This is a genomic window from Sulfurospirillum oryzae (assembly GCF_025770725.1).
In the GTDB taxonomy this organism is placed as follows: domain Bacteria; phylum Campylobacterota; class Campylobacteria; order Campylobacterales; family Sulfurospirillaceae; genus Sulfurospirillum; species Sulfurospirillum oryzae.
Genome location: NZ_JANZKZ010000004.1, coordinates 35,388 through 56,735 on the forward strand (window position 1 = coordinate 35,388; position 21,348 = coordinate 56,735).

20 protein-coding genes are annotated in these 21,348 nt (G+C 37.8%); 8 read left to right on the plus strand and 12 right to left on the minus strand.

What is annotated here, in order from left to right:
• Positions 1 to 39: 39 nt before the first annotated feature.
• On the minus strand, positions 40 to 2,508 hold the full coding sequence (locus N0B29_RS10325) for a diguanylate cyclase (RefSeq protein WP_263833645.1): 2,469 nt from the start codon (positions 2,506 to 2,508) through the stop codon (positions 40 to 42).
• 90 nt (positions 2,509 to 2,598) lie between these two features.
• The gene (locus N0B29_RS10330) at positions 2,599 to 3,813 is read right to left on the minus strand and encodes an HD-GYP domain-containing protein (protein ID WP_263833646.1); all 1,215 of its coding nucleotides are present in this window, start codon (positions 3,811 to 3,813) and stop codon (positions 2,599 to 2,601) included.
• Between the two features lie 103 nt (positions 3,814 to 3,916).
• On the opposite strand from N0B29_RS10330, the gene N0B29_RS10335 reads away from it, so the two are divergent.
• On the plus strand, positions 3,917 to 4,813 hold the full coding sequence (locus tag N0B29_RS10335; protein ID WP_263833647.1) for a DMT family transporter: 897 nt from the start codon (positions 3,917 to 3,919) through the stop codon (positions 4,811 to 4,813).
• On the opposite strand, the gene N0B29_RS10340 is transcribed toward N0B29_RS10335, so the two are convergent.
• Complete coding sequence (locus N0B29_RS10340; protein ID WP_263833648.1) at positions 4,797 to 6,218, minus strand: EAL domain-containing protein; 1,422 nt, start codon at positions 6,216 to 6,218, stop codon at positions 4,797 to 4,799. The genes N0B29_RS10335 and N0B29_RS10340 overlap by 17 nt on opposite strands.
• A gap of 160 nt (positions 6,219 to 6,378) precedes the next feature.
• Between N0B29_RS10340 and N0B29_RS10345 the strand changes: the two genes are divergently transcribed.
• Together N0B29_RS10345 and ccoS are read left to right on the plus strand one after the other, a co-directional pair.
• The gene (locus tag N0B29_RS10345; protein WP_263833649.1) at positions 6,379 to 8,799 is read left to right on the plus strand and encodes a heavy metal translocating P-type ATPase; all 2,421 of its coding nucleotides are present in this window, start codon (positions 6,379 to 6,381) and stop codon (positions 8,797 to 8,799) included.
• Between the two features lie 4 nt (positions 8,800 to 8,803).
• On the plus strand, positions 8,804 to 9,043 hold the full coding sequence (gene ccoS / locus N0B29_RS10350; RefSeq protein ID WP_263833650.1) for a cbb3-type cytochrome oxidase assembly protein CcoS: 240 nt from the start codon (positions 8,804 to 8,806) through the stop codon (positions 9,041 to 9,043).
• Positions 9,044 to 9,210: 167 nt separating this feature from the next.
• Here ccoS and N0B29_RS10355 read toward each other — a convergent pair whose 3' ends face one another.
• A complete protein-coding gene (locus tag N0B29_RS10355) occupies positions 9,211 to 9,510 on the minus strand; it encodes a c-type cytochrome (protein ID WP_263833651.1) in 300 nt (99 codons plus the stop codon).
• A gap of 148 nt (positions 9,511 to 9,658) precedes the next feature.
• Between N0B29_RS10355 and N0B29_RS10360 the strand changes: the two genes are divergently transcribed.
• Genes N0B29_RS10360 through gmhA form a run of 5 tightly spaced genes read left to right on the plus strand, consistent with a single transcriptional unit; the run spans position 9,659 to position 13,872 of the window.
• Positions 9,659 to 10,363, plus strand: coding sequence for a tetratricopeptide repeat protein (locus tag N0B29_RS10360; RefSeq protein ID WP_263833652.1), 705 nt, complete (start codon positions 9,659 to 9,661; stop codon positions 10,361 to 10,363).
• Positions 10,364 to 10,873, plus strand: a complete 510-nt coding sequence (gene gmhB, locus N0B29_RS10365) for a D-glycero-beta-D-manno-heptose 1,7-bisphosphate 7-phosphatase (protein WP_263833653.1) — start codon at positions 10,364 to 10,366, stop codon at positions 10,871 to 10,873.
• Positions 10,874 to 10,881: 8 nt separating this feature from the next.
• The gene (gene rfaD, locus N0B29_RS10370; protein WP_263833654.1) at positions 10,882 to 11,892 is read left to right on the plus strand and encodes an ADP-glyceromanno-heptose 6-epimerase; all 1,011 of its coding nucleotides are present in this window, start codon (positions 10,882 to 10,884) and stop codon (positions 11,890 to 11,892) included.
• On the plus strand, positions 11,885 to 13,303 hold the full coding sequence (rfaE1, locus tag N0B29_RS10375) for a D-glycero-beta-D-manno-heptose-7-phosphate kinase (protein WP_263833655.1): 1,419 nt from the start codon (positions 11,885 to 11,887) through the stop codon (positions 13,301 to 13,303). Before rfaD ends, rfaE1 begins: the two co-directional genes overlap by 8 nt.
• Positions 13,300 to 13,872, plus strand: coding sequence for a D-sedoheptulose 7-phosphate isomerase (gene gmhA, locus N0B29_RS10380; RefSeq protein WP_263833656.1), 573 nt, complete (start codon positions 13,300 to 13,302; stop codon positions 13,870 to 13,872). The genes rfaE1 and gmhA overlap by 4 nt, the downstream gene beginning before the upstream one ends.
• Here the strand turns inward: gmhA and waaF are convergent.
• From waaF to waaC, 8 genes are read right to left on the minus strand one after another with little or no spacing between them, the layout of a single operon-like run.
• Complete coding sequence (waaF, locus tag N0B29_RS10385) at positions 13,817 to 14,776, minus strand: lipopolysaccharide heptosyltransferase II (protein WP_263833657.1); 960 nt, start codon at positions 14,774 to 14,776, stop codon at positions 13,817 to 13,819. The genes gmhA and waaF overlap by 56 nt on opposite strands.
• On the minus strand, positions 14,773 to 15,633 hold the full coding sequence (locus tag N0B29_RS10390) for a glycosyltransferase (protein ID WP_263833658.1): 861 nt from the start codon (positions 15,631 to 15,633) through the stop codon (positions 14,773 to 14,775). Before N0B29_RS10390 ends, waaF begins: the two co-directional genes overlap by 4 nt.
• Positions 15,623 to 16,432 carry a glycosyltransferase family 2 protein gene (locus N0B29_RS10395; protein ID WP_263833659.1) on the minus strand — a complete coding sequence of 270 codons (810 nt, stop codon included), beginning with the start codon at positions 16,430 to 16,432 and terminating at the stop codon, positions 15,623 to 15,625. The genes N0B29_RS10390 and N0B29_RS10395 overlap by 11 nt, the downstream gene beginning before the upstream one ends.
• Positions 16,429 to 17,172: a glycosyltransferase family 2 protein gene (locus N0B29_RS10400; protein WP_263833660.1), complete on the minus strand. Its 744-nt coding sequence runs from the start codon at positions 17,170 to 17,172 to the stop codon at positions 16,429 to 16,431. Before N0B29_RS10400 ends, N0B29_RS10395 begins: the two co-directional genes overlap by 4 nt.
• Positions 17,160 to 18,239 (minus strand): glycosyltransferase family 9 protein, encoded by a 1,080-nt coding sequence (locus N0B29_RS10405; protein ID WP_263833661.1) that lies wholly within the window; start codon positions 18,237 to 18,239, stop codon positions 17,160 to 17,162. Before N0B29_RS10405 ends, N0B29_RS10400 begins: the two co-directional genes overlap by 13 nt.
• On the minus strand, positions 18,226 to 19,476 hold the full coding sequence (locus N0B29_RS10410; RefSeq protein WP_263833662.1) for an O-antigen ligase family protein: 1,251 nt from the start codon (positions 19,474 to 19,476) through the stop codon (positions 18,226 to 18,228). Before N0B29_RS10410 ends, N0B29_RS10405 begins: the two co-directional genes overlap by 14 nt.
• The gene (locus tag N0B29_RS10415; RefSeq protein WP_263833663.1) at positions 19,443 to 20,333 is read right to left on the minus strand and encodes a lipid A biosynthesis lauroyl acyltransferase; all 891 of its coding nucleotides are present in this window, start codon (positions 20,331 to 20,333) and stop codon (positions 19,443 to 19,445) included. Before N0B29_RS10415 ends, N0B29_RS10410 begins: the two co-directional genes overlap by 34 nt.
• Complete coding sequence (gene waaC, locus N0B29_RS10420) at positions 20,327 to 21,289, minus strand: lipopolysaccharide heptosyltransferase I (RefSeq protein ID WP_263833664.1); 963 nt, start codon at positions 21,287 to 21,289, stop codon at positions 20,327 to 20,329. The genes N0B29_RS10415 and waaC overlap by 7 nt, the downstream gene beginning before the upstream one ends.
• Positions 21,290 to 21,348: the final 59 nt, after the last annotated feature.

The following is a 21,348-nucleotide window of genomic DNA, read 5'->3' on the forward strand; positions in this document are numbered from 1 at the left end:
TAAATTATGTCTTAATTAAAATGGTTAATCCCAAAACTTTTATTGCAAAATAACTTGAACTTGGTTGCGACCATTTCGTTTGGCGCGGTAGAGCGCTTCGTCGGATCGTTTAATGATGTCAAAAACCTCTTTGTCATTTTTGTGAAGACTGCTGATCCCAATACTTACGGTGATGGGAGGGAGATTTTTACCATTGCATATCATCGTCGTTTTTTCAATGCGATCACGAATTGTTTCGGCAAGGGTTGCTGCCCCTTCTAAAGTGGTATTTTGAATACAAATACAAAATTCTTCGCCACCTACACGTCCAAAAATATCGCTTTGTCGGATGATTTCTTTGACGTTTTTACAAAAAGACTTGAGCACTTCATCTCCTATTGGATGACCGTAGGTATCATTGACATGTTTGAAAAGATCGATGTCTAAAGAAAGAACATGAAGTTCCATGTTGTTACGTTTGGATGTATGAAAGTATTGTGTTGCCATAAGTAAAAAGTGTCTTCGGTTGTCTATTTTTGTCAGTTCATCGGTGTTGGCAAGCTCTTTAAGTTTGGTGTTCAAAAGACTAAGCTCGTGAGTCCGATCTTGGACTTCGTGTTCTAAGGTTTCATTAAAATGCTGAATTTCTTGGGTATGAGAGAGCAATTTTTTATTGAGGCGTTGAATGTAAGCCATAAAAAACAGAGCACTCATAAACGTGATAAAGAGCCCTAAAAAGAGATATTTATATTGTACCATAACATCTTTGAACGTAAAAGGTGACTGCTCATAAGGGTAGATATTAAACTCTTTGAGGATGGTGTGTACTTTAGAGTAATCCAAAGGTGTTTTGAGACGAAATGCTTGGTTGCTTTTAGGCGATGTAGAGAGTTTTAAAAGGGTACTCAGTACTTCATTGGTTAGGTATTCGGAGGTGTGGGGTATTTTGGCTAAAACCCATTCGGGGTAGAGTTCGGTGCTTGTCAAAAAAGGAAAATTAGGGTGTTGTTTAGCACCTAAAACTTTGACATCACGAAGTTGCAAAAGCCCTTCATCTTGCATTTTTTCTAAAACATCCGTTCGAATAATACCGGCATCAACGCGTCCTTCTAAAACAGCTTTTACAACATTATAGTGCGTATCTAAAAAAGTAATATGCTTGATGAGTGAAGGATCATTTAACTCTTTGACTCCTAAGAGATAACCGCCAAAGGAATGTGGCGAAACAGCACCAATTTTTTTACCTTTAAGATCACTATAATTTTGAATTTCTTTGGCACTTGCTTTGGTGAAAATAACGCTACCGTACTCACTATAATAGTGGTCTTTGTAGCGAGGGCTCAGTGTAGCAATACGGCTTAAGCCATAAGATTGTTCGAGTTGGATGGCATAAACAGGGTTTGTAATGATAAATTCGATTTCGCCTTTTTCAATGCTTTTTTGCATCTCTTCAAAACTTAAAGGCACAACACTAAATTGATGGGAAGGGAAGAGGGTACTTAAGTAATCTGCACTGTCACTCCACGTTTTTGGGATAACATCACTCTCTTCACGGCTGGCTAACATACCAATTTTGACCATGTCTTTCGCAAAATGGAGTGGATCGATAAACCCTTTTAAGTCGTAACCATTTTTTAAAAGACCACTTATTTTATAAGCATTAGCAATCTCATCAAATTTTTTAGCTTCAATCACTCCAAAAGGTTTTTCTTCATCTAAAGCAAATTTTTTAAGGGTTTCACCTTCGTAAATAAGCGCCTCAAGGCTTTTATTTTGAGTATTGTACTTTTCATAAATAAGCTGTGCCGTTTCGGGGATGTGCTCAAACGCCCACTCCCACCCCTGCTTAGTCGCTGTGTAAAAGCGTTTGGCTCGCTCTTTATGCAAAGAAATTTCATTTTCAGACGTAAAAAGAATATCGCTGTAAAAATCAAAACCATAATCTCTAGGGTTTAAAATGGTATGTGCAATGTGGCGCGAACTAAGTACAAAAGGCTCATTGGAGATATAACATGACATAGCATCGACTTTGCGGTTGATAAGGTCGTTAAGATTATAAGAAGGTGGTTGCAAAAAAATGTCCTCTTTTTGTACCCCATGACTTATGAGCATGGATAAAATAGCAACAGAACTAGACTCTTCTAAACTCATCATGATAGTACGATTGTAAAGATCTTTGGGGGTACTAATGGTAGGATTTGTGGTGATTAAAACAGAAGGAGAGTGCTGAAAAATTGCCATAAGGGCAACTATGGGTTTATGATTGCTACGGTCAATAATCAAAGATGATTTGCCAACACCATAGGTACTTTCTTGGGAGAGAACAGCTTCTACGACATTGGTTCCTTTTTGAAACTCTTTGATGGTGACATTAAGATCAAGCTCTTCGTAAAACCCTCTCTCTTTAGCAATATAAAACCCTGCTGCTTGGAATTGGTGAAACCATGTCAGTTGCACGGAGACGGGTTCAAGGGTATGATGTGCAACGAGTGTTGTCAAACAAAGGAAAAAAAAGATCAGTACTCGCATTTGGTACCTCTTTTAAAACATAATCGAATGAATTCTATCATAATGTCACACAAAAGATTGATAGGATTGTATGTTTTTTTACATGTAATGTTAAAGATGTACATCCTTTTTGTAACAGGTTTCAAAATGGGATTTTATTTTATCTAGAATGAGCGGATTGAGTTGATACTCATTTCCCATTTTTTGAAGTAAATTTGCTACTTCAAGATTGCCTTTAAAACTATTTTCATCAGCATTTTGAAGTAAGGTTTGTAATTTATGAGCGATCACCAAAATAGACGCTTCCAAAGGGATGGTTTCGTTACCATTTAAAGAGGGACACTCTTCTTGTTTTAAGGTTTTGTGATAAGCAAAAATGATTTGAACAATACGTTCAAACCCTTTAATTTGTCGCAAAATGATGTGTGCATCAAAACCTTGACGTCTTATTCTCACCTTTTCATCATCGCTCAAAGATATGTTTTTACCCATGATGGCATCGGGGATTCTAAGTTTACCAAGGTCATGCAATAAAGCAGCAAGTTCTATTTGCTCTTGTTCCCTAAGCGGCAAGTTGCATAACTCTGCCATGGTACGCGCTAAAGAAGCAACGATGGGCGTATGAGGTTGCGCTTCGCTTTCTTTTGCATCGACAATTTTGGCAAACATACCGGCAATGCTTTTAAGAAAATCAAATGGAACCGTTTCAATTTCTCCGTGTTCAATCCACTCACTAAAATAGTAGTGAATAGGATCAGCTTCTAAATAGTACCAAAATGTATCAGTAGCGGAAATTTCGCTAAAAGCTTGGGTTATTTTTGGTGCAAACATGGATGGCGTATATTTTTGAATCGTGGAGCGAATATACTCTTTTTCATGTGTCAAATGTGCTCCAAATTGTGATCTCATGGCATCAATGCGGTCACTGATAAAAATGAGATTGGCTGAGAGCTTAATGTCCTCGTCAATTTGGGGTAAAAATTGTTCCCAATGGGTATGATGAAATGCAATAACATCAGCAAATTCTTGGTACAGAGGGACACCTTGGAGTACGCTTGCTCCTTTGGCACAATGAATTTGTGAATCTTCCCAGTCAAGATGGCTGATAATTGAGTGATGCGCAACATCTGAGCTGACCCCACAATCATGGAGCATTGCCATAAGAATTAATTTATCCAGTTTGGATTGTCGCCAGCCAAGTTTTTTAGCGATTTCGCAGGCGATATATGCCACGCGTTTACCATGCATTGTATCATCTATGCCAACATAATCGAGTGCTTCTGAGAGTGCGTAGGTGACTTCTCTTAAGTTAATTTGATACAGCATGAGAACCTCCTTTTGAAAATCCTTTTGCTTAGTGAAATTATAGAGCTATTCTGTTGCAATGGCGTTATATTTGTTATAATCACGCTTCATAAAAAGGATGCCAATGCACGTTTATTTTTTATTAGTACTGTGTGTACTCTTTTGGTCTGCCAATTTTGTCATCGGACGCTTTGTCGCAGGTGCGATTGAGCCGTGGGAATTAGCGTTTTTCAGGTGGCTTGGCGTCTTCATTGTAACGCTTCCTTTTTTGCTTTTACATGTAAATAAAATCTGGAGTGCGTTGAAAAACCACTTTGGTATTTTAGTACTGCTTTCTGCTCTTGGTATTGCAGCATTTAACACGCTTTTATATATTGGGCTCCAAAAAACGACAGCGACCAATGCACTTTTGATTAACTCATCTATTCCGATCATTATTTTATTTCTCTCTTTTATCATCTTAAAGACGACAATCACTGCCCGTCAGATTGTTGGCATTGTACTCTCTACATTAGGCGTTGTTTTTTTAGTCCTGAAAGGCGATGTATCGAGTCTTCTTTCTCTGAGTTTTAACCAAGGCGATTTCTGGGTTATTGCTTCATCCTTGTGTTGGGCAAGTTACAGTGTTCTGGTCAAATTTAGACCTTCAAGCTTGAGTAGTTTTGAATTTTTTATAACGACCGTAAGCTTAGGCGTGCTTATGCTTTTGCCTTTTTATGTAGCACAAGGTTATACGTTGGAGCGTGAAGTGATGATCGTAACGAATCACTCATGGGTTATTGCGTATGTTGTGCTTGTCACTTCTATTCTTTGTTACTATTTATGGCATAAAGGAATTGCACATATAGGGGCCGATAAAACAGGGCAATTTACCCATCTTATGCCACTCTTCGGAAGTTTTTTAGCTTATATCTTTTTAGGAGAGCGGCTGGAGTGGTACCATTTGGGTGGTATCGTGCTTATTGGTGGAGGAATTTATCTCTGTTTATTTGTAAAGAAGAAAATTACTGTGCATTTATAGGAATTTCAGGGTTTGGTTTGCCAATGTGAAAACCTTGCGCATAATCAATCCCGATCTCTTTAACACAAGCAAGGACTTCTTCTGAATGGACATACTCAGCAATCGTTTTGATATTGAGCTCTTTGGCAAAGCTTACAATGGTTTTCGCGATAATCTTTGTCTCTTCGTTCTGATGGATATTTTTAATTAAACTACCATCGATTTTAATGTAATCAACTCTCAGTTCTGTTAAACGCTCAAAATTAGAGTATCCAGATCCAAAATCGTCAATGGCAATTTTTGCACCATAGGACTTGACTTGGTCAATAAACTTGGCAATCGCTTCGTAATTTTCAATACCATCACTCTCTAAAATTTCAAAAATAACCCATGGTCCTACACTAAATTCTTCAAGTTTTTCGATGATGAATGTGGTGGTAACGAGGTTTGTCATATCAAGGTAGGAGAGGTTGATCGAAAAGCCATTGGAAGAGATTTGAAATGTCTCAAATGCTTTTTGAATAAGCGACATCGAGAGCTTTGAGTAAATTTTTGAGTGTTTGGCAACATCTAAAAATTCTGCAGGTAGGTAGTAACTGCCATTTTCTTTTTTGATGCGCATCAGCGTTTCAAATTTTTCGATTTCATTGGTGTGCAAGTTAAGAATGGGTTGGAAAAAAGGAACAACATAGTCTTTTGCAAGCGCTTCTTTAAGCGTATGGTTCATCATCATATTGTGATGATACTCAGCTTCTTTATGGCTGCTTTTATCGTAGACCATGTACGGTAAACGTTTATTTTTTGCCTCTTTGCACGCAATGGAAGCGAGCTTTAAAAGGTTTTTCTTACCTTGAAATGCTCCAATGGAGAGTGTCGTGTCCACTTCGACATCATCGCAAATAATGCGATCTTTTGTAATTTTCATCGAGATTTTTTTGAGGTACTTTTTTAAATTATAATCATTAAAGGGCACGCGAATCAAAATAGCGTAAACATCAGCTTCGAACTTATAAAGTGTGGCATCCACGGGAGGAAGATTATTGGAAAGCCACTCGCCAATGGTTTTAAGAAATTTATCGCCAAAGTTATGCCCGTAAAAATTATTGGTGTTTTGAAACGAGTCTATATTGATAATAATGAGTGTTGAATCAATGTTAGGATCAAGTTTTTTTTTGTCTTGGAGAAGTTTTAGGCGGTTTGGAAGGCGTGTATTGAGGTCGATGTAGAGGTTTGTCCGCAGTTCATTCTTAAGTTTAGTATTGCTGTGGAGTACTTTGGTAACAAAGAAGAGACATAGAACCACAAGTGCTGTAAGTAAGATATAAGCAACAATAATATGATGATACCAGATAGCAAGATAGATGGGACATAATGAGAGCGCGAGGAAAAGTCCCGCTTTAACATAGAGCTTTTGACTATTCTCCACTACCTTCCCTTCATCCATAAATGCTTACAATTACATGTAGGGGTGGCACTTTAGCACAAAGGTTTTGAAAAAAAAATTAAGGGCACTTTATTATCAGGTTCATCACAAAAAAGTCACGCTATAATGTTTTCTAAGATGTAACTTTAGATGAAAGATTAATATGAGCAAAAAATGTTGCGATCACTGCCACCTAGAATACGAAACTTCGATGTTATTGCAAGATACAACTTTCGAAACTCCTAAATTTTTTTGCTGCAAAGGGTGTCAAGGTGTCTATCATCTCTTGAAAGAGGAAGGACTCGATACCTTTTATAAAAAAATGGGTGATATTACCTTAGATCCTCCCAAAACAAATCTAGATGACACCAGCCGTTTTGATTTAGAGGGGTTTGTCTCCAAGTATGTGAAAAAAAACAAAGAAGGTTTAAGCGAGATTGCGTTGATTATTGAAGGGATTCATTGTAGTGCATGTGTGTGGCTTAATGAAAAGGTGCTTTCCAAACAAGAGGGCATTGTTGAAGTAAACATCAACTACACAAATCATAAAGCTAAGATTGTTTGGGATGAATCCATCATAAAACTCTCAGGAATTATTGAAACAATTCGTAGCATTGGGTATAACGCGTATCCGTATGATCCTAAAAGCGGTGAAGAGAGAGCTACGGCACAACGCAGGGAGTATTACTCCAAATTGCTTGTAGGTATCTTTGCCACGATGAACGTTATGTGGATTGCTATCGCACAATATGCGGGTTATTTTACAGGTATGCAGAGCAACATCAAAAGTATTCTCAACTTTGCCGAGTTTATTTTGGCGACACCCACACTCTTTTACACAGGTTCGGTCTATTTTAAAGGGGCATACTATGGCATCAAACATCGCTATGTAACGATGGACTTTTTGGTTGCCACAGGTGCTACACTTACGTACGTATTCTCCCTCTATGCTATGTTTACTAGAAGTGCTGAGGTTTATTTTGATTCGGTGACGATGATTATTACCTTTGTTTTTGCTGGCAAGTATTTAGAAGTTTTAACCAAGAAAAAAGCGGTCGATACGCTCGATGCCTTTGGAAGTTCTATGCCGACGGAAGTGACTATTATCAAAGGTGATGAGAAGATACTTAGCAGTGTTGAGTCGGTTGAAATTGGTGAAATGATCGAGGTAAAAGCAGGGGATAAAGTCGCCATTGATGGTGTGATTGTCGAAGGAGAAGGTTCGTTTGACCTTTCTCGCTTAAATGGCGAATCTATTCCCGTTTTAGCCCAAAAAGGCGATAAAATTCTCAGTGGTTCGATCTGTTTAGACAGCGTGATTCGCTATCAAGCGACCAATACATTCTCTTCTTCCATGCTCTCCAAACTCGTTTCATTGCTTGAAGATGCCATGAATAAAAAACCAAAAATCGAAAAACTTGCCAATCAAATTTCAGGTTATTTTTCCAGAACCATTTTACTATTAGCTTTGTCGACATTGATCTATTGGTTCTACCAGAGTGGTTCATTTGAAACGGGGTTGATTATTGCCATTTCAGTCATCGTTATCGCCTGTCCTTGTGCGCTCAGTCTTGCAACGCCGGTAGCAACCATTGTTGGGCTTGGTTTGGCAGCAAAGCGCGGTATTTTATTTAAAGAGGCAGGATTTTTGGAGAGCATGGCAAAATGCAATACACTTGTGCTTGATAAAACAGGAACGATCACCAAAGGAAAGCCTGAAGTAACCGCACATGAGTATGGAGACAGTTTTGATCATTCATTGCTTTATGCGCTTGTGAATTCGTCTAATCATCCGATAAGCCAAGGCATTGTCTCTTTTTTAAAAGAGAACGAAACATCTTTACATGTAAAGAGCTTAGAGCAGATCAAAACCATTGAAGCTAAGGGCGTGAGAGCTCTTTTTGAAGGGCATCAACTCATTGGCGGTAATGCTAAAATGATGCATGAAGCGGGCATTGATGTCAAGGTGCCAGAACACTTTACTTCGCTCAGTCACTACTTTTTTGCAATGGATGGTAAGCTTGTAGCTATTTTTGGATTGAAAGATAGCCTCAAAGAGGGTGCGAAAGAGCATTTAGCAGACATTAGAAAGCTAGGAATTGAGATCGTGATGCTCAGCGGTGATCATCAAAGCGTTACCCAAGAGATTGCAAAAGAAGCAGGTATAAAGATTTATGAGGCGGCACTTTTACCGCATGAAAAAGCTGAATATATCGAAGCATTGCGCGAGAAGGGTAAAAAAGTGGTTATGGCAGGCGATGGCATTAACGATACGTTAGCACTCTCTCAAAGTGAAATTGCCATAGCCATGGGAAGTGGCGCGGATGTTGCGGTGGACGTAAGCGATGTAGTGCTCACAAACGATAGTATCAAAAGCTTGTATGAAGCATTTGTCATTTCCCGCAAGAGTTTGCGTGTGGTCAAAGAGAATCTCATGTTTTCTTTACTCTACAATGTTATTACCATTCCTTTGGCAATGAGTGGGCATGTCATTCCTCTTTTTGCAGCACTCTCGATGTCTCTTAGTTCGTTGGTGGTCGTAGGCAATTCAATGCGTATTAAAAATGTTTTAAAAAGGTCGTAGAGATATGGATGGTTGGCTTGTTGCGATGATGTTGGGGGCTTCAACACTGCTTGGAGCATTTGGTCTATGGGCATTGCTTTGGGGAATTCGAAGTGGGCAATTTGATGATCATAAGAAATTTTTAGATGGTGCACAGTTTGACAGCGAAGAAGCGTTGAATGATGCGGTGGTGATGGAGCGTAAAAAAGCGGAAATTTTAAAACAGAAAGAAAAAAGAGAGACGGGATATGCTCCACCTGACTAAGTCAATATTCTGCCTCGAAGAGGCAAGCTTTAGCGCCTCAGCGGCTAGCGTAGTTTTTAGAGCTTTGCTTTAAAAGCGTGTAAAAATAAGGCAGACGGGATACGCCCCGCCTGATTATATAGATAGCTACAAGAACTTTGCCCTTGTAGCGTGTAATAATGATAGGTTTATTTATATGAAGCGATTGTTGCAGATACAGCTTTAAGATCTTCATCACTTAAACCACTAGCGATTGGTTTCATAACACCTTTCATCGCTGCACCATAACTGCCATCTTTATAACCAACGACTGCTGCGCTAATTTTAGCCGCGTCCCAACCTGCAATGATTTGAGATTTGTTCAATGCTGCTTTAGATGCTTTTTCGCCATGGCAAGAAAAACATTTTGATTGGTAGATCGCTGCGCCATCGGCTGCCATCAAACTAGATACTGCTGCAATTGCTAAAATTGTGCATATTTTTTTCATATAGATACCCCTTTTTGAGTTGTGTGGGAAAATTATAACTAACCATACTTTAACCCCGCTTAGGTTTCCTTTGGTCGCTCAAAGTTCTATTTTCATTTCGGTAAAACTTGGATATAATCCAATTCATCTTATATTTTCAGGGGCTCATTTGTTTCGCGGTATCGTTGTTTTTCTTTGTACATTTGTGACACTTTTTGGAGCAACGCATAGTGTGTGTGTAACGGAAAGATCTGATACACAAAAAGCAAAAGAGGCGATTGAGACGATTCTAATCGCAGAGCCAACCAATACTGAATGCATGCTTCAACTTGCAAATATTTACCTTAAACTTGGCAAAATTGCTCAAGGTTTTGAACTTTTAGTAGATGCTTATTCGATCGATCCACACAATGTTCAAAATAGTCGCATCGCAACCGTTCTTCCTTTTGCGCTCAAAGTCTCCAACTTGAAGCTTCAAGCCAGTAAAACCAACGATAAAGAGACATGGAATAAATTAGGCGATGGTTATTTTGAAATGGGTATTTTTAATGAAGCTTCTGCGATGTATAAAAAAAGCCTTTTAGTGGATGAACTCCAACACATGGTACGCCTTAAACGAGCCCTCGCACTCCAAAAAAATGCACAAATCTATACCGCCATTGAAGAGGTTCAAATCGTACTTCTCAAAGAACCAACACACCTTTATGCTAATTATTACATGGGAAAATTCTTAGCGTATGATTTGCGAAATCGCGCGGAAGCAAAAGCTTTTTTTGTGAAAGCCAAAGTCTCTTTAATAGCACAAAAAGATGCGTTTGGTTACCTCGAATATACCAATTTACTGAGCGATATTACCAAAGAGATCGGAGAATAGGTGCAAAAAGCAATTTTCTTAGATCGTGATGGTGTGATCAATGTTGATAAAGCCTATGTGTCAAAGATCGAAGATTTTGAGTTTTGCGAAGGTGTTTTTGAGGCGTTGAGACATTTCCAATCTTTAGGGTATTTGCTCATTATTGTCACCAATCAATCCGGTATTGGACGAGGTTACTATAATGAAGAAGATTTCCAACAGTTAATGTCGTGGATGCGCCAAGAACTTTTACATGTAAACATTAAAATCGATGCTATCTACCACTGTCCTCACGCGCCTGAGGCAAATTGTGCATGTCGCAAACCCAGAAGCGGTATGTTTCAAGAGGCGATTAAAGAGTTTGGCATTGACGTAACTGCTTCGTGGATGATTGGTGATAAAAAAAGTGACATAGAAGCGGCATTTGGTGCGGGTATTGAAAAGACAATTTTCCTTGGCAATGCGCAAAACAGTGGGGCTAAATATTGCGTTAATTTTCTTTTGGATACAATAAACCTTATCAAAAAATAGGGTTTACCATGCATTATACCGAAACAAATTTCAATCATAAAAGTATTTTAATTACCGGTGGAGCGGGGTTTATTGGCAGCAATCTCGCTTTTTACTTTCAAGAAAATTATCCTACATGTAAAGTCGTTGTCTTTGACATTTTTAGAAGTGAAGCCACCTTTTCCAATGGCAATCTGAAAAGCTTTGGGCATTTTAAAAACCTCCTTGGCTTTAAGGGTGAAGTGATCAGCGGCGACATCAATGATGAAGAAGCGCTCAAAAAACTCTCTTCATACCACTTTGACTATATTTTTCATGAGGCCGCGATTTCTGATACAACGGTTTTAGATCAAGGTATTATGGTTAAAACCAATGTGAATGCGTTTAAAAATATCTTAGAACTTGCCCAAAAAAGCAATGCTGTTGTGGTGTATGCTTCAAGTGCTGCCACATACGGCGATGCTGCTTCTCCGCAACGTGTTGGATATGAACAACCTCAAAACGTCTATGGTTTTAGCAAACTTGCCATGGATCATTTAGCTCGTGAATTTTGTGCTCAAAACCCTACCATGAGCGTGATAGGACTGCGTTACTTCAATGTCTATGGACCAAGAGAGTACTTCAAAAATACAACGGCTTCGATGGTTTTACAACTCGGTCTTCAGATTTTAAGCGGTAAAACACCGCGACTTTTTTACGGCTCTGATAAAATTGTACGTGATTTTATTTACATTGATGATGTCATTCAGGCGAATATTAAAGCCTCAGTTTCAGGCAAAAGCGGTGTTTACAATGTAGGAACAGGCAAGCCACGAAGTTTTCAAGACATTGCCGACATCTTGCAAAAAGAGTTAGGCACAAGTTTAGGTACGGCTTATTTTACCAATCCGTACAGTGCCTATCAAATGCACACTGAGGCAGATATTTCTCTTACATGTAAAGCGTTAGGCTATGCGCCAAATGTTTCATTGGAAGAGGGCATTAGGGCGTATGTTCCTGAAATTAAACGTATTTTTAAAAGCGAAGTAAAACATGGATAGATTAAGAGCGTATCAGCCGTCCATTTTGGTCATTGGCGATTTGATGTTAGATCACTACTTGTGGGGAAAATGCGAGCGCATTTCGCCTGAAGCTCCTGTGCAGGTCATTGATGTTCAAAGAGAAAGCACGGTACTTGGCGGGGCTGGCAATGTGGTCAATAACCTTTTAAGTTTGGGTGCAAAAGTCAGTGTTTTAAGCGTTGTGGGCAATGATGAAAACGGCAAAGAGCTTCTGTGCATGCTTGAGACTTTAGGAGCTGATGCCAAAGGCATTGTCAAGCAAGAAGGTCGAAAAACAAGCAAGAAAAGCCGTGTCATAGCCTCACATCAGCAAGTGGTACGCTATGACAGCGAATCCAAAGATGACATCACAGAAACTTCAGCAAACGCTCTTTTGGCACAATGCGTTGCGTACATTCCCAAAGTAGATGTCATTTTACTCTCCGATTATGGCAAAGGGGTTTTAACAACAACCTTTACACGTAACGTGATTGAGTTGGCTAAAAAGTATCAAAAGCCCATTTTGGTTGATCCAAAAGGGGATGACTACCGAAAGTACAGTGGAGCAACACTCATTACACCCAATAAAAAAGAGGCGAGTATCGCTACAAAAATAGCCATTAAAGACGATGAAAGTCTGCAAAGAGCAGGGAATTTACTCAAAGAGAGTTTGGGGCTTGAGTACGCCATTATTACGCTCTCCGAAGATGGCATGGCGATTTTTGGTGAGCATTTTCTTAAAATGCCAACCGTTGCACGCGAAGTCTACGATGTCACGGGCGCAGGAGACACGGTTTTAGCAAGCCTTGGTTATGGTCTCTCGTGTGGTCTTAGTATGCAAGAAGCTGCCTCTTTTGCCAATTCTGCCGCAGCGGTTGTGGTTGGAAAACTTGGCAGTGCTACCGTAACTTTAGATGAAGTTGATGCGTACGAGCATAGTTTAAGAGCGGCTACAGCGGAGAGTAAAATCAAAACAAAACAAGAGATGTTGCATCTTTTGCAAACCAAAAAAAATCAAAAAATTGTCTTTACCAATGGCTGTTTTGACATTTTACATGTAGGGCATGTGAAGTATCTTGAAATAGCCAAAAGTTTTGGCGATATACTTATTGTTGGGCTTAATGCCGATGATTCAATTAAGCGTCTTAAAGGTGAAAGTCGCCCCATCAACCCATTGGATGATCGAGCATATATTTTAGCCAGTTTAGAATCGGTCAGCTTTGTTGTCCCTTTTGAGGAAGATACACCCTTTGAACTTATCTCTGCCATTAAACCCGACATCTTGGTCAAGGGTGCCGATTATGAAGGTAAAGAGGTTGTGGGAAGTAACATTGCCAAAGAGGTACGTTTAGTTGAGTTTGTAGAGGGCAAAAGTACCACAAAGATCATAGAAAAGGTACAACAAAAATGATGGAAATGATAAAGCGTGAGATGCTCTCACATCAATTGGTTATCGCTAAAACAATAGAGAGTTTACAAAGTCATATCTATACGGCATCTATTATTGCAACGGAAGCGCTTAAAAATGGGCATAAAATCCTTTTGTGTGGTAATGGCGGTAGTGCCGCAGATGCGCAACACATTGCCGCAGAACTCAGTGGTCGTTACAAGAGCGAGAGGCGAGGGCTTGCAGGGATTGCGTTGACCACTGATACATCGGTTCTTACCGCTGTTGGCAATGACTTTGGATTTGACCGTATTTTTGATCGTCAGGTGGAAGCTCTTGCGCGTGAAGGAGATGTCTTAATTGGCATATCGACCAGCGGACACAGTAAAAACGTTGTACGCGCACTCAGTCTTGCTCGTAACATGGGATGCAAAACAATAGGTCTGAGTGGTCGCGATGGTGGCGTGATGAATGAATTTTGCGATATTAATATTGTCGTTCCCAGTGACGATACGCCTCGGATTCAAGAGATGCACATTATGATCGGGCATATTTTGTGTCAAGCGGTTGATGACGCTCTAACAGGGAAATAACTTCTTCTGCTTTCATGCCCCTCATACATTCATGTGTTTTGATGGGGCACTCTCTTTTCATGCAAGGCGCACAGATAAGATCGTGTGAAAGAACAGTGCTGTTTGGATTTTGCCAAGGAGATGTCTCTTTATACCGTGTTGGTCCAAACAGAGCAACCGTTGGGATCTGATATGCAGCAGCCACATGCATTGGTCCACTGTCATTCGTAACAAAGAGACTCAGTCCTGCAATGTTTTGAATTAGCTCTTGAATCGTTGTTTTGCCAGCTTTGTTGGTGACATTGGTAATTTTATTTTTTTTGAGCTGCTCTTCAACTTCTTTTGCAATATCCATTTCATTGGGTCCACCAAAAATGACAATATCATAGCGATCTGCAAAATGAATAGCTACTTTTGCGAACTCTTCAGGATACCACCGCTTGGCGCTTCCGTACGTTGCCCCTGGATTAATCCCCAGTGTTGGTTTGCCAAAGTGAAAAGGTATTTGGTAAAGTTTTAAAGGAAGAGGCTTTGTCTTTACATGTAAAGATTTAGCTATAAATTGGGTATATTTTTCAACTTGATGACCCGTAAACATATTTTTTGTATAGTGAAATTTCTTTTTTGCAGAAATACACCATAACAAGAAAGACGATGTCAATGAACTTCTAAAACTAATCGCTTTATCAAAAGTACCCAACGTATGTGCTAGGGTGTAAAGCCAGTAAAACCGAAAGAATGCTTTTTTACTCTCATCTATAATGCAACGCGAAACTTTTGGATGACTCTTGAGCGCCTCGGTGGAAACAAATGAGCCAAACAGTGTAATATCTGCATCTGGATAGTGTTCGATGATATTTTCAATGGCAGGCGTTGTCATGATAGCATCGCCTAGCCATGTGGGAAGTTCAATAAAAAGTCTCATTTGATGCGTTTGTAGTGTTTTTTACTCAGCTCTAACCCAAACAAGTTTTCTAACGTGAGCATCATTCGGTGTTTTTTCTCTTTGCTTGTCAAAACATGATTTTTATCTGCTTGAAAAACACCTTTTTCTTTAGGCAACCACTCTTGTACAATCTTGGGATGCGTGCCTGTGAATTCTTGGATGATACGACCATCAATGTCTGCATAGTTAATGGTCTTATGCCCTTTGTTCCAGTATTGTTGAACTTTTTCACTTTTTAGATTCATCTGAGCTTCGCTTCTTACCCATCCATAATGGTATATTTTTGCGCCACACTCTACTGCTTTAGGGTATCTGCCTATTTTATTTTTATCTAAAACAAGCCAAAAAAGCCCATCGGGAGCATAGCTACGGATTGAATTTTTGATAATTCTAGGAGCTTTTCGGTACCAAGCAGGGCTCCACAGATAGCTATTGGCATTGCCATAAAAATGATAGTAATCAAAAACGATCGCTTCAACATCTGCGTCATCTTTATATTTTTTCATACATTCGTAAATTTTATCTAAATCATCTTCGTGAACAACTTCATCACCTTCAAGGTAAAAAGCCCAATCGCCTGTGCAATTAAATTGAGCTATCATTTTTTGTTGACCGTAAACATAACCACGATCTTTCATGTGATTGTTCCATTGAGATTCTATAATTCTTATTTTAGGGCTATCAATCGCTTGGATGATTTTGAGCGTATTGTCTTCACTTGCTCCAACATTGACAACAAATTCATCGATAATAGGCAAAATAGATTTAATGGATTCTACAAAAGGGTACCCTAGTATCTCGCCATTTTTGATAAAGGTAAATGCGCTAACTTTCATTATGTGACCTTTTGATGTATTTATCGATTCCATTGTTGCACCAAACAAGCTTTTGCTCAATAGTATTTTTTAAAATTGCATCATTTTGAGGAAGGCTGGCTCTCGTATTTTCTTTATGATAAAGATGATAGGCAATTGCATTAAAACGTATATCGTGTCTTTTGATGCCACTATGAAGGAGCCTGAGGGCAAATTCACTATCTTCTCTTCCCCACCCAACAAAGTCCTCATTAAACCCATTAATTGCAAGGCAATCCTCTTTAAAAAAGGCTAAGTTACAAGTCTTAATACCTTTGAGATGGTTTTTATGTGTTGAAAACAATGAGCTTAAAAACTTCGAATGGAGCGTGTTTTTGCGGTTTTTAATCCCTTGTGAGAAAAAATTTAAGGCGAGCTTCTTTGCCTGAAATATTTTCTGTGTCATGTGCTTTTCAACTAAAACGCGTGTTCCTTGCGTGAAAAAACCTTTTTGAGCAAAAGAGAGATGATCTTGAATAAAGTTTTGATGCAAGCAGATGTCCCCATCAATTAAAATAATATACTCACCGTTTGCTTTTGCAATAGCTCTGTTTCTACTCATGGAAGCGCGAAACCCAAGATCTTCTTGCCACGAATGGATAATATGCAGAGTAGGATTTTCATGTGCAAATTTTTCGATAACTTTTTTTGTTTTTTCAGAACTTCCATCATCGGCTATAATGATTTCATCGGGTAAAAGTGTTTGTGTCGTGCAACTCAGAAGAACCTGTTGCAGTGCTTCTTCCCAGTTGTAGGTTGTAATGATAAGGCTACACGTCATCGTTTGTTATTCTCATAGAGCTTGATATATTTGTAAAAGGTACCATTGGCATTTGAGATCGAAATGACAAGTCCTTCATAGCCATTTAAAAATCCTTTTTTTAAAAAATAAAATTTTATAAACGTAAAGAAGGCTCTTACAACAGCTTGCAAAGGAGATGCTCTCTTCTTACCTTTTTTATCTTGTGCCCAAAGAGTGGAATATTTCTGCATTTTATCGATTAACTCATCAGCACTTTTAAAAGAGTAGTGTTCCAATTCGTTATTGAGCTTTTTAATTTTTAAACCATTGTTCAAAAGGCTTTCATGCACTAAATCATCACTGAATTTTGTGCTTTGTTTATGAAAAATACGTTTCACAAAGTCATTATCCCAGCCACAGCATTGCATTTTTTTGGTGCCGTAAAAATTAGATCTCTTGATCGCATAAATGATGTTTTTGTCAAATTTTATGGATTGTATTTCATTTATTAAGGCAGGTGTTGCAATTTCATCACTATCTATGGAAAAAATCCAATCATTCTGGGCATACTGAATGGCAAGATTTTTTAAGGGGCCAAAGCCAATAAATTCATGTTTAACTATTTTAACATTAGGATATTGCTGTGCAATTTTTAAAGTGTCATCGGTTGAACCATTATCTAAAATGATAATCTCATCAAATGATTGAAGTGCTTCAAGACATTTCTTGATATGCTCCTCAGAATTCTTTGTGAGTATCGTAACGCTTATTTTAACCATTTTTGAACTTCTTGAAAAATAATGTTTGGATGGATGATCGCTAAACAGTCACTTTGTCCATGTTTATCATCACATCCTGCTTTTCCACAAGGAACACAAGGCATATTGGCTTGAAAAATAGTAATAGCTCCGTAGGTATAAAAAGGTGGAATCCCTATATCATACGTTCCCGTTTGATTATCCCACGGTGCCCACATGGAAGTAAGGGTTGGACCAAAAATAGCAAAGATACGTTTATTCTGGGCTGCTGCAATATGCATATTGAGTGTATCCATCCCAATATAAGCTTGAGAAAGGTGTGAAAGAGCAATGTACTCATGTAAAGACGTTTGTCCTATAAAGTTGTAGATATTAGTAAGGTTTGGAAGGCTTTGGGAAATTTCTTCATCAATGGGCGTTTTCCCTCCTGTAACAATGATGGCAATATTTAAACTATTTAAAAGTTCTAGAAGAGTGTTGCGAATTTTGCTGTTGAGCATTTTGTATTTATATTGAGCAGATGGGTGAAAAATAATGAAATTTTTAATGTTTTTTTTGTGCAATAAATTTTCTATATTTTTGACATCTTCTTCTTTGGGAATAGCGGTTATTTCTAATTTAGAGTGGTTAATTTTTAGCAAATCAAGGGGTGTAGTGTTGTTCGTAATAATATGCTTTGAAGTATCCAAAAAATAGTGTTGCGTTAATAAAAGTTTTTTCCACCATGATTTTTTGGCATCTTTTTCAATAGCAGCAATAGAATAGCTCGCTCCAAATGCAGCATATAAAACACTTCGATCACTGGATGTCAAACTAATGGCTAAATCATACTTTTTAAAGATTGATTTTATTAAGAAAAATTCTTTTTTGAGCCTTTGTATAACTGAGAATTTTCGCCAAGAATATTTATAAAGATGGATAGCATGGATATGCTCCAACGTCTTGGCAATTCCTAGAGTATCATCATTAATCAATAAATCAATTTCTGCCTTTTCATAATGGTGATATAAGGCATTTATTAAAGGAGAGCTTAAAAAAACATCTCCATTTGATCTTTGGATAACAACTAAGATTTTAGACTTTTTCACCGGAAAAGTCCTTGTAAAGAATGGCACTAAAATAAACAAATAATAGTGCTGTATGATGACCTAAAAGGTAGCTATCACTGAGCATAATGGTTAAAAATAAAATGGGGAGCGCAAGTCTTAATGGAGAGAGTGAATCATTTGATTTAAAAAATGATTGTATTTGCATATAAAAAATTGAAAGCATTAGCATAAGACCTACAATACCCGTTTGTGCTAAGACAAGCAAGTACATATTGTGAGGATTAACTGTAGGAAGGGCATTTGGCGATCTTTTGGTATTAACTTTTTCATATTCTTTAGGAAAATCACCTGTTCCAGCACCAAAAATAGGGTTTTCTTTGATAATTTGTAAGGTATTTATTGCAAACGTCATTCGTAGTCCAACACTGGTATTTGGATTTTTATCAATCATCTGAATGTCATTGAGTCCTTCATGAATTCGTGTGTTAAATAAGGTACTTGAAGAGTATGCTATAAAAAAAATGGCAGGTAAAACAACAAGGATCAAAAGTATTGATTTTAAAATATTTTTTTTAAAATACAAGATAAAAGCTAAAGATAATATGACAAAAAAGCCAATTTGTCCGGCCCTACCACCTGTTATAAAAATATTGATGGTCATAGTTGTTAAAAATAATAAAGATATTATTTTAGAAAAGTTGTTTTTATAGTTTTTGACGAAAAATATAAAGTAAATTAACAAAAAAATACTGAATGCCAAAAATGGATTGTATGAAATATGGCTCATAAAAGGCGTTGGATTTAGCATGGTAGAACTTTGAAAAGCTGGAATAATTCCAAACCAAATAAGATACGACAATACTTCTGATATGCTTATGGCTGAGAGGAATGCGATAATATAATATTGGATGTGCTCTTTTTTAACAATAGTAATGAAAATAAGAGGAAGCAACATACGCCATTCTTTACTAACGATATGAAGTCCCCATTTTAAATCTTCACTCCACAATAATCCGATAAGATGTATTATGAAAAAGGCTAAAAAAGCATGTGAAATTTTATTGTGCTGGATGATGGTAAATTTTTCTTTGAACTTTCCTTCTCCTAACCATAGAAGCATGATGCACCCTATAACAGCTGTTCCAATGGAAACGGATAAAGGAAATGTGAATCCTAATAAGATCAAAAGGTAGCTATTGATTGTTGGAATTTTTGTTTGAAATGATGAAAAATTATGAATCGTCACTTGTAGCATTCCTCGTATTGATTTTTCCATCTGCGGTGAAACCAAAACCATTCATCTGGTTTGTTTTCAATAATCTGTTGTGTTATATTGGCTTGTGCTTGAATACTATTGATGAGAGATTGTTCGCTATCATCAATAGGTGGTAGAATTGGATTGTAAAAGGTTAAATCAAAGTGCTCATGATCTTGGGTTGTAATAAATGCAGGGATAATAATACAGTCTGTTTTTTTTGCAAATTGAGCAGCTGCTGGGGTATGTCTTACCAGTTTCCCAAAAAAAGGAACAAGCACTCCCTCATTTTCAGAAGTATTCTGATCGACAAGTAAGCCTACACTTCCACCGTTTTTAAGAGCTTTGAGAATGCTTCGCATGGCACCTTTTTTATCTAAAAGCGTTACATTGAAGCGTTGCCTATTTTTTTCTAGAATGGCATTCATTACTTTAGAGTCTAATTCTCTTCCAATAATGCTGATTGGCCCGAATTTTGCGCCTACCGCTAAGGACATAATCTCCCAGTTGCCATAATGTGCAGTTTGAAAAATGACCCCTTTTTTGAGTTTTAAAGCTTCAACATAGATGTGCTCATTGTGAAAAGTCACTTTTTGAAGTAACTTCTCTTTTGAGATGGTTTGATTTTCTATAAAATCTTTGAGCAAGTAAAGTAAATTTTTATAACACTGCTTGATAATCTCTATTTTTTGCTCTTCACTCATGCGATCTTCAAAAGCAAGATCTAAATTTACTTTGGCAATTTTGGTGTGTTTTTTATCAACTAAATAGCCAATGGCTGCAAAAAGATTAATCAAAAATGTCAATAAAGGTTTTGGTAGTTTGGTCACGAAGAGTTTAAACAACCAAAAAGCTGATAGATAAAAATAATCTAACACGGGAGTAGTTCCTTTGCTAATGCAATAATTTTTTGAGGATCAATTTGTCGAATACAAAGATCATATTTGTTGATATCTCGTGCATTTATAGCTTTTTCACAATTTATTGTCAAATTAATAGCCGTTGTAACGGTGTTGCGCTCACTTGGAGTTGGACCAAAAATAGTAATACTAGGGCGACCTAATGCCCACGCCATATGCGTTGGACCACTGTCTGCACCTATGACAAGTTGGCTATTTTTAATGATAACTTTGAGTTCATTCAAACTCATTTTTGGAAGCATCGTTGCGTTGGTATGACCGCAAATAAACTGTGCATCGTTTCTCTCTTCTTCACTCCCCCAAACAATAAAACTTTTTACATGTAAAGCATTGAGGATGGTTACAAAATGCTCTTTGGGATAAACTTTACTTTTCCACGACGAACCTGTAATGACAAGAAGTGTTGGCGTGATGTCACTTATATGTGTTGAAAACAAAAAAGGCTCTTTGGCTTGAATGTCGGGTACCTCAATGCTCAGAGCTTTACATGTAAGCTTGAGATTACGCATAATGACATTTTCTTCATAAGGAACGTAAAAAGTACTGCTATAAAACAAAGAAGCAAGAGGTTCCCGAAGACTTTGTTTATCAAAACCAACACAGTTTGGGCTTAAAATTCTAGCGACAAGGGCAGATTTGATTAATCCTTGCAAGTCCAAAACAACGTCATAGTGATTTTGCTTTGAGATCGTTTTGAGCTTTTGATACTCTTTGAAAAAATGAATTTTATTATTTTTAAGATGAAGGGGATAAATGGTGTGGATATGAGGGTTGTTTTCTAAGATGCCGACAAATTTTTCTTCCACAAACCAATCAATCTGCGCATCTGGAATGTTTTTTTTGATGTATTGCAAAACGATCATAGCGTGAATAATATCACCCAGTGCCGATAGTTTTACAATCGCAATTTTCATTCCGTATCATCCCTTTTTAAATGAGTTAAGTTATAATTTTAACTAAATGTGACTTAAAG